A 1524-nucleotide genomic window follows, 5' to 3' on the forward strand; every position below is an offset into this window, starting at 1 on the left:
CAGGACGAGGGCGCCGGCCCAGGAGGGGCCCCACCGCCAGGCGACTCCGGCGGCTCCGGCCGCTCCGATGAGCTCCACCAGCAGATAGCGCGGGGAGAGCGACGCGCCGCAGGATCGGCAGCGCCCCCTCTGGAAAAACCATGAGAGTATCGGGATCAGCTCGCAGGGCGTGAGGACGTGGCCGCAGGCTTCGCAGGTCGAACGCTCCTTCCCCCACCACGGGCGCCCCTCGATGCTGCGGTGCGCCACGACGTTCAGGAAAGAGCCCATGCAGGCCCCAAGCGCTGCGGTCAGCGCGACGAAGATGGGAAACGCAGACTCTTCGGGCATGGACGGGCTCTACTTCTTCCTGCCCTTGTCGCTGTACAGCTCCTGGCCGTAGGAGACGGGCTTGCGCTGGGCCGCAGCCGCCGCGGCCGCCCGCATCTGGGTCAAGGACTGCTCGAACTCCTTCGCCAGCTTCTGTCGGCTGTCGTTCTCCTGCAGCTCGCCGCCGCGCGGCAGGTCGCGCTCCAGGTAGCCCAGGTCCACCAGCCCCTGCACGTCGCGGATGTCCGCTCCCAGCGCGTCGGCCAGGGTCTCGACGTTGAAGGCCACCTTCGGGTTGTCCCTCAGGTAGTTGCGGACGTCGAGGTAGAGGTCGTCGAGGCGCTTCTGGCACTCAGGGCACACCCTTCCGGCCGCTGCGGTGAATATCTTGCGGCACAGTCTGCACGTTATCAAAGCCATGTCCGTTACCTCCTGCGTTGGCGGGCGCCAGGGAGAAACTCCGCCCGCCCGATTGTGTTGACGAAAAAACTCAAGTCATCCTGTCCTTCTGTATTACCCTTCTATTGTACAACATCCTGCGGGGTTCTTTGTGCGCCGCGGCCTCGTCCCATGCCCCTCGGTGGCGGGTGTGCCGTGGGGTCGGCATGGCAAAAACTACCCGCAAAACCACCCGGCATGGGGGTGGCGCACGAGGGCCGGATATCGTAAGCTGGTGGCGTGCGGGGATGTTCAGGATGACAGGTGGATTGGGACGCAGGTTCTTCCCTTGCGCCGGATGAGGGGTTGGCCTTAAAATAGAGCGAGGTCTTTGGACTCGTTCCGTTATTTTTTAGAGGGGGGACTCGTGATGAAACCGACGATCATCGATCACATTGGCGTCGCCGTGAAGAGCATCGACGCGGCGCTTGAGTTCTGGGAGGGGACGCTTGGGGTCGCGTGCCATGGCGTTGAGGAGGTTGCGGAGCAGAAGGTGAAGACGGCTTTCCTGCCCCTGAAGGACTCCGAGGTGGAGCTTCTGGAGCCGACGGCGGAGGACAGCCCCGTGGCGAAGTTCATCGCCAAGAAGGGCGAGGGGATGCACCACATGGCGCTGCGCGTGGACGACCTGGAGGCTGCGCTGGCCGAGCTGAAGGCGAAGGGCGTGCGCCTGATCGACGAGAAGCCCCGCAGGGGGGCGGGCGGCGCGCTGATCGCCTTCATCCATCCGGCGGCGACGGGTGGCGTCCTGCTGGAGCTCTGCCAGCGTCAGGCGTA

At 65.4% G+C, this 1524-nt stretch carries 3 protein-coding genes; 1 reads left to right on the forward strand and 2 read right to left on the reverse strand.

All coding sequences use genetic code 11. The annotated features are described in order from the left end of the window. Both SY1_RS01715 and SY1_RS01720 read right to left on the reverse strand, forming a co-directional pair. The coding region (locus SY1_RS01715) for a prepilin peptidase (RefSeq protein WP_208872566.1) at positions 1 to 330 on the reverse strand (330 nt) is incomplete at its 3' end. A gap of 9 nt (positions 331 to 339) precedes the next feature. Next, positions 340 to 729 carry a hypothetical protein gene (locus SY1_RS01720; protein WP_015555980.1) on the reverse strand — a complete coding sequence of 130 codons (390 nt, stop codon included), beginning with the start codon at positions 727 to 729 and terminating at the stop codon, positions 340 to 342. Between the two features lie 388 nt (positions 730 to 1117). Between SY1_RS01720 and mce the strand changes: the two genes are divergently transcribed. Then, a partial coding sequence (gene mce, locus SY1_RS01725) for a methylmalonyl-CoA epimerase (RefSeq protein ID WP_208872567.1) occupies positions 1118 to 1524 on the forward strand: 407 nt, incomplete at its 3' end.

The organism is Fretibacterium fastidiosum (assembly GCF_000210715.1).
Taxonomy (GTDB): domain Bacteria; phylum Synergistota; class Synergistia; order Synergistales; family Aminobacteriaceae; genus Fretibacterium; species Fretibacterium fastidiosum.

Coding starts and splice junctions, on each gene's coding strand:
- SY1_RS01720 (WP_015555980.1), bottom strand. CDS start 729: ATGGCTTTGATAACGTGCAGACTGTGCCGCAAGATATTCACCGCAGCG.